The organism is Xanthomonas sp. LMG 8993 (genome assembly GCF_009835065.2).
GTDB classification, from domain to species: Bacteria; Pseudomonadota; Gammaproteobacteria; order Xanthomonadales; family Xanthomonadaceae; genus Xanthomonas; species Xanthomonas arboricola.
Genome location: NZ_QVIF02000014.1, coordinates 59,971 through 66,243, shown reverse-complemented (window position 1 = coordinate 66,243; position 6,273 = coordinate 59,971). Strand labels below are relative to the sequence as shown.

5 protein-coding genes are annotated in these 6,273 nt (G+C 66.1%); all 5 read right to left on the bottom strand.

Features of this window, described 5'->3' with window-relative positions; all coding sequences use genetic code 11:
• Positions 1-336 precede the first annotated feature (336 nt).
• The 5 genes from secF to queA all read right to left on the bottom strand — a co-directional run bounded on the left by secF (position 337) and on the right by queA (position 6,218).
• Entirely contained in the window at positions 337-1,305 is a 969-nt protein-coding gene (gene secF / locus DYQ94_RS20090; RefSeq protein WP_016903296.1) for a protein translocase subunit SecF, read from the bottom strand.
• Between the two features lie 112 nt (positions 1,306-1,417).
• Entirely contained in the window at positions 1,418-3,262 is a 1,845-nt protein-coding gene (gene secD / locus DYQ94_RS20085) for a protein translocase subunit SecD (RefSeq protein ID WP_160954487.1), read from the bottom strand.
• A gap of 186 nt (positions 3,263-3,448) precedes the next feature.
• On the bottom strand, positions 3,449-3,802 hold the full coding sequence (yajC, locus tag DYQ94_RS20080; protein ID WP_016903294.1) for a preprotein translocase subunit YajC: 354 nt from the start codon (positions 3,800-3,802) through the stop codon (positions 3,449-3,451).
• A gap of 130 nt (positions 3,803-3,932) precedes the next feature.
• On the bottom strand, positions 3,933-5,078 hold the full coding sequence (gene tgt, locus DYQ94_RS20075) for a tRNA guanosine(34) transglycosylase Tgt (protein WP_065031639.1): 1,146 nt from the start codon (positions 5,076-5,078) through the stop codon (positions 3,933-3,935).
• A gap of 69 nt (positions 5,079-5,147) precedes the next feature.
• Entirely contained in the window at positions 5,148-6,218 is a 1,071-nt protein-coding gene (queA, locus tag DYQ94_RS20070; protein ID WP_160954486.1) for a tRNA preQ1(34) S-adenosylmethionine ribosyltransferase-isomerase QueA, read from the bottom strand.
• Positions 6,219-6,273 lie beyond the last annotated feature (55 nt).

Here is a 6,273-nt window from a genome sequence, read left to right as displayed (position 1 = left end):
TGGCTGACCTGGTTTCGGCGGGTTTAGCCAGCGCACTTCGCCTTGCTCCGTAGGAGCGCACCTGGGCGCGATGAGGCACTCCCGATAAAGCCCGGTCGCGCTCTGGCGCGCTCCTACGACGCATTGCACTGCATGGCTGACCTGGTTTCGGCGGGTTTAGCCAGCGCACTTCGCCTTGCTCCGTAGGAGCGCACCTGGGCGCGATGAGGCGTTACCGATAAAGCCTCGTCGCGCTCAGGCGCGCTCCTACGATACGTTGCGCTGACCTGCTCGATGCGCCAAAACGAAAAAACCGCGCAGCGCGCGGTTTTTTCGTGATCGAAGATCGATGACCAATCAGGGACGACGCGCCAGCGCCTCCACGTCCTTGGCCTTGGGCAGCAGATCCTGCTTGGTGACGGCGAACGGCCCGATGCTCAGCATCGGCACTGCCACGATCACCGAGGAGATCACCACGATCACCGCGCCGATCATGTGTGTCTCGGCCAGGCCTTCCATCGACTCGCCGCCGTAGATGTACAACGCCAGTGCCGACAGGAAGAACATCACCGCGGTGATCACCGTGCGCGACAGCGTCTGGTTGATCGAGCGGTTCAGCACTTCCAGCGGCTCCACCCGCAACGCGCGGAAGTTTTCGCGCACGCGGTCGAACACCACGATGATGTCGTTGATCGCAAAGCCCATCACCGACAACAGGCCGGCCAGCACGGTCAGGTCGAACTCGCGGCCGGTCAGCGACACGAAGGCCACGGTGACCAGCAGGTCGAACAGAGCGGTCAGGCTGGCGACCACGGCGAACTTCCACTCGAAGCGGAAGGCGATGTAGATCAGAAAGCCCACCAGCATGAACACCGTGGCATACACACCGTTCAAGGCCAGGTCCTTGCCGACCTGCGGGCCGACGAATTCGCCCGGCTGCACAGTGGCGGGATTCTGCGCGGTGCTGACCGCCTTGCGCACTTCTTCGGCGACGGTGGTTGCGGCATCGTCGCGGTTGTTGTGCTGCTCGCGCGCCTGCAGGCGGATCATCACTTCGTTGCCGCCGCGCGCGTTCTGCACCTGGGCGTTCTCGAAGCCGGCCTTGGCCAGCTGCTCGCGCACCTGGTCCACGTCCACGGTCTTCTGGAACGAGGTCTGCACCAGCGTGCCGCCGGTGAATTCCAGCGCGTAGTTAAAGCCCTTGCCGACGATGACGCCGACCGAGGCCACCGCGATCACCAGCATCAGGATCAGCACCGGCTTGCGCAGGCGCATGAAGTCGATCTTGGTGTCGTTGGGAATGAGATGGAGCGGGAACAATTTCATGGAAAAGATCTTCCGTTTAGACGTTACGCACCGTCAGGATGCGCAACGCTTGCGAAGGGATTCATCCCCCGCCCCCAGCAGCGCGCTGCAGGGACAAGGCCGGACTCGCATCTCAGATGGCGACGGTCTTCAGCTTCTTGCGGCGGCCGTAGATCAGCACCGCCAGCGCACGCGACACGGTGATCGCGGTGAACATCGAGGCGAAGATACCGATCATCATGGTCAGCGCGAAGCCCTTCAGCGGGCCGGTGCCGAACGCGTACAAGGCCACCGCCACGATCAGACCGGTGAGGTTGGCGTCCAGGATGGTGCCGCCGGCCTTTTCATAACCGGCGGCAATCGCCGATTTGGCCGGCACGCCCAGTCGCAGCTCCTCGCGGATACGCTCGTTGATCAGCACGTTGGCGTCCACCGACAGGCCCACCGACAACGCCAGGCCGGCAAACCCGGGCAGCGTCATGGTCGCGCCGAACAGCGACATCACCGCCACCACGATCAGCAGGTTGAACAGCAGCGCTACCGAGGTGATCGCGCCGAACACGCGGTAGTAGACGGTGAAGAACACCAGCGTGAACAGGAACGAGTAGATCACCGCAGTGACACCGCGCTCCACGTTCTCCGCGCCCAGGCTCGGGCCGATCACGTATTCCTCGACAAAATCCATCGGTGCGGCCAGCGAACCGGATTTCAGCAGTTTGGCCAGGTTCTCGGCCTCCACCTTCTCCAGGCCGGTGGTCTGGAAGTTCTTGCCGAACACGCCGGCGATGCGGGTCGGCGACAGCGCCTCTTCCTTGACCCGCACGCTGCGCACTTCCTTGCCGTCGACCATGCTGACGGTGGGAATGCGCTCGATGTAGACCACCGACATCAGCTTGCCGACGTTGGCGCTGGTGTAGTCGAGCATGCGCTGGCCGGCGACGTTGTTGAGCGTCACCGCCACCGCCGGCATGCCGTTCTGGTCGGTGCTGACGCTGGCACTGACCATCTGGTCGCCGGTCACCAGCGCGCGCTTGTTGAGCAGCACCGGCGCGCCGGTATCGCGCACGCGGTAGACCTTGGCTTCGGGCGGGATGCTGCCGCTGCGCACGGCGTCTTCGGCATTGCCTTCGACCACCGCGCGGAATTCCAGCGAGGCGGTGGCGCCGATCAGGCGCTTGGCCTCGGCGGTGTCCTGCAGGCCGGGCAGTTCGACCACGATGCGGTCCTCGCCCTGGCGCTGGATGGTCGGTTCGGACACGCCCAGCGCGTTGACGCGGTTACGCAAGGTGGTGAGGTTCTGCTCGATCGCGCCGCTGGCGATCTGCTTGAGTTCGACCTCCGGCACCTTGACCGAGATGTTCTGGCCGCTGACGTCGTAGGTCAGGGTCGGCTGCGACTTGGCCAGCGCGGTACGCGCGGCGTCGACGCTGGCGCCCTCGCTCAGGCTGACCTGGATGCTGTTGTCGCCGCGGCGCTCGACCGAGCGATAGGCGATACGGCCATCGCGCAGCGTGGTGCGGATGTCTTCGGCAAAGCCGTCCAGGCGCTTTTCCAGCGCGGCCTTCTGGTCCACCTGCATGGCGAAGTGCACGCCGCCGACCAGGTCCAGGCCCAGCACCATCGGCCGGCCGCCCAGCTTGGCCAGCCAGTCCGGCACGGTCGAGGCCAGATTCAGCGCCACCGTGTAGTTTTCGCCCAGTTGCTGGCGCAGCACGTCGTTGGCGCGGGTCTGTGCCTGCAGGTTGGGCAGGCGCACCATCAGGCTGTCGCCTTCCCGGGTGACGGCCTTCGGCGTGATGCCGGCGGCCTTGAGGTCGGCGTCGATGCGGCTGCGCAAGGCGTCGTCGAGCTGGGCACCGCGGCTGGCGGTGATCTGCACGGACGGGTCCTTCTGGTAGATGTTGGGCAACGCGTACAACGCGCTGACCGCCAGCACCAGCAGGATCAGGAAATACTTCCAGCGAGGAAATTCAAGCATTGCGACAGTCCCGCGCGACACCATCCCGGCGGCGCGCCTAGCAGTGAGAACGACTTCAGGCGGCCAACACAACGTCGCCAACGGTCGTCAGGTGGATGCGGCGGTGCCGCGGAGCAGCGCGCTCAGCGCCGGTTCGCGGCACCGACTGCGCCCACCTGACAGTGGGCGCAGCGGGTTGGTTGCCGCTTAGTTTGCAGACTTCAGCGTGCCCTTGGGCAGCACGTGGCCCACGGCACTCTTCTGCACGCGGATGCGCACGTTGTCGGCCACTTCCACGGTGATGAAGTTGTCGCCGATATCGGTGATCACGCCCGCCACGCCGCCGGAGGTGATGACCTCGTCGCCGCGCGCCAGCTTGTCCAGCAGCGACTTGTGCTCCTTCTGGCGCTTCATCTGCGGGCGGATCATCAGGAAGTACATGACCGCGATCAGGATGATCGGCAGCGCGAAGGTGGACAGGCCGCCCATCGGGCCGGGCGCCGGCGCGCCGCCAGTGGCCTGCGCCTGGGCGACGGGGATCAGGAAATCGAGCAGATTCATTCAGTGCATCCTAGTTTGGGTGCCAGCGCGCCAACCGGCCGCTCGCTATTCAGGTACCGCCGGAGCGGAACAGCCGGGAATTATGCCACGCAGGTTCCAAACCGTCCGCGCAAGGCGCGGACGGCCGGTCTCAGCTGGTTTCCCCCGGCAACGGCGGCGTGATGGCGCCGCGTGCCGCATAGAAGGACCGCCGGAACTCGGCAAAGGTTCCCGAGGCGATCGCCGCACGCAGGTCGGCCATCAACTTCTCGTAGTACCAGAGGTTGTGCAGGGTGCCCAGCATCGGCGCCAGCATCTCGTTGCAACGGTCCAGATGCCGCAGGTAGGAGCGCGTGTAGCCGCTGCTGCAGGCATGGCAGCCACAGCCCGGCTCGATGGTGTCCAGGTCGCGCTCGTACTTGGCGTTGCGGATGCGCACGGTGCCGAAGGAGGTGAAGTAATGCCCATTACGCGCATTGCGGGTGGGCATCACGCAGTCGAACATGTCCACGCCACGCGCCACGCCTTCGACCAGGTCCTCCGGCCGGCCCACGCCCATCAGATAGCGCGGGCGGTCGGCCGGCAGGCGCGGATGCAGGTGTTCCAGCATCGCGTTGCGCTCATGCTCCGGCTCGCCCACCGCCAGCCCGCCGATGGCGTAGCCGTCGAACCCGATGCCCTGCAGCCCGTCCAGCGAGCGGCTGCGCAGGTCCGGATACACCCCACCCTGCACGATGCCGAACAGCGCCGCGTCGTTGCCCAGCCCGTCATGCGCCTGCCGCGAGCGTTGCGCCCAGCGCAGGCTCAGCTCCATCGAGCGCCGCGCCACCTCTTCGGTGGCCGGGTACGGCGTGCATTCGTCGAAGATCATCACGATGTCCGAATCGAGCACCTTCTGGATCTGCATGCTCTCTTCCGGGCCCAGGAACACCCGCGCACCATCGGTGGGCGAGGCGAAGGTCACGCCCTGCTCGGTGATCTTGCGGCGATGCGCCAGCGAAAACACCTGGAACCCGCCCGAATCGGTGAGGATCGGCCCGTCCCAGCGCGCAAACCCGTGCAAGCCGCCGTGATCGCCGATCACATCCAGGCCCGGGCGCAGATACAGGTGGAAGGTATTGCCCAGGATGATCTCCGCGCCCAGCGCGCGGATCTGCTCGGGCAGGATGCCCTTGACCGAGCCATAGGTGCCTACCGGCATGAACGCCGGCGTCTCGACGGTGCCACGCGGAAAGGTCAGACGCCCACGCCGGGCATGGCCGTCGGTGGCTTGAAGCTGGAACTGGAGTCGGGACATTGAAAGGCCGGGATTGGGAAGTGGGGATTCGGGATTGGCAAAAGCGAGAAGGCGGCGAGCGGAGTGCTGTTACGAATCCCCACTCCCGACTCCCCAATCCCTGCTCCACAGCAACATCGCATCGCCATAGGAAAAGAAGCGATAGCGCTGTTCGATGGCGTGTTGATAGGCGGCGAAGATGCGCTCGCGGCCGGCGAAGGCCGAGACCATCATCAGCAGCGTGCTTTCGGGCAGATGGAAGTTGGTGACCATCGCATCGACGCTGCGGATGCGATAGCCGGGCAGGATGAAGATCTGGGTTTCGCCGGCAAATGGCAGCAGTTCGCCCTCGGGCGCGGCATCGCTGGTGCGCCAGGCGCTTTCCAGCGAGCGCACCACCGTGGTTCCCACTGCAATCACCCGGCCGCCGCGTGCCCGGGTACGGCGCACCTGCTCGACCAGCGCGGCGCCGACGTTGAGCCACTCGGTGTGCATCACGTGCTGGTCGAGCGCATCCACGCGTACCGGCTGGAAGGTGCCGGCGCCCACATGCAAGGTGACATGGCCGAACTCGACCCCGCGCTCGCGCAGGCGTGCCAGCAATGCCTCGTCGAAATGCAGCCCGGCAGTGGGCGCGGCCACCGCGCCGACTTCACGCGCGAACACGGTCTGGTAGCGCTCGCGGTCTTCCACTCCCGGCTCGCGGCGGATGTACGGCGGCAGCGGCAGGCGCCCGGCTTCCAGCAGCCAGTGCTCCAGCGGCGTGGGGATCTCGAAACGCAGCAGATAGAACTCGCCGTCGCGGCCCAGCACCTCGGCCTGGCCGCCGGCATCCAGCGCGATCAGGCTAGCGGCCTTGGGCGACTTGCTGGCGCCGATCTGCACCCGCGCCTCGCGCTCGCCGAGCAGGCGCTCGATCAGGATTTCCACCCGCCCGCCACTGGCCTTCTGCCCGAACAGCCGCGCCGGAATCACCCGGGTATCGTTGAAGATCAGCAGATCGCCCGGCTGCAGCAGCTCGGGCAGGTCCCGCACCTGCCGGTCGACCAGCGCCTGCGGCGACGGCGGCACCACCAGCAAGCGGCTGGCCGCCCGCTCGGCCAACGGCGCCTGGGCAATCAGCTCGTCGGGCAGCGAATAGTTGAAATCGGACTTCTTCAAGGCCGCAGGATGTGTTGGCTGAGGAGCCGGATATTGTAACTGCGGCGGGGATTGG

Bases quoted from the DNA above. Each gene is read 5' to 3' on its own strand.
- secF (WP_016903296.1), bottom strand. From the start codon at position 1,305: ATGAAATTGTTCCCGCTCCATCTCATTCCCAACGACACCAAGATCGAC.
- secD (WP_160954487.1), bottom strand. From the start codon at position 3,262: ATGCTTGAATTTCCTCGCTGGAAGTATTTCCTGATCCTGCTGGTGCTG.
- yajC (WP_016903294.1), bottom strand. From the start codon at position 3,802: ATGAATCTGCTCGATTTCCTGATCCCCGTCGCCCAGGCGCAGGCCACT.
- tgt (WP_065031639.1), bottom strand. From the start codon at position 5,078: ATGTCCCGACTCCAGTTCCAGCTTCAAGCCACCGACGGCCATGCCCGG.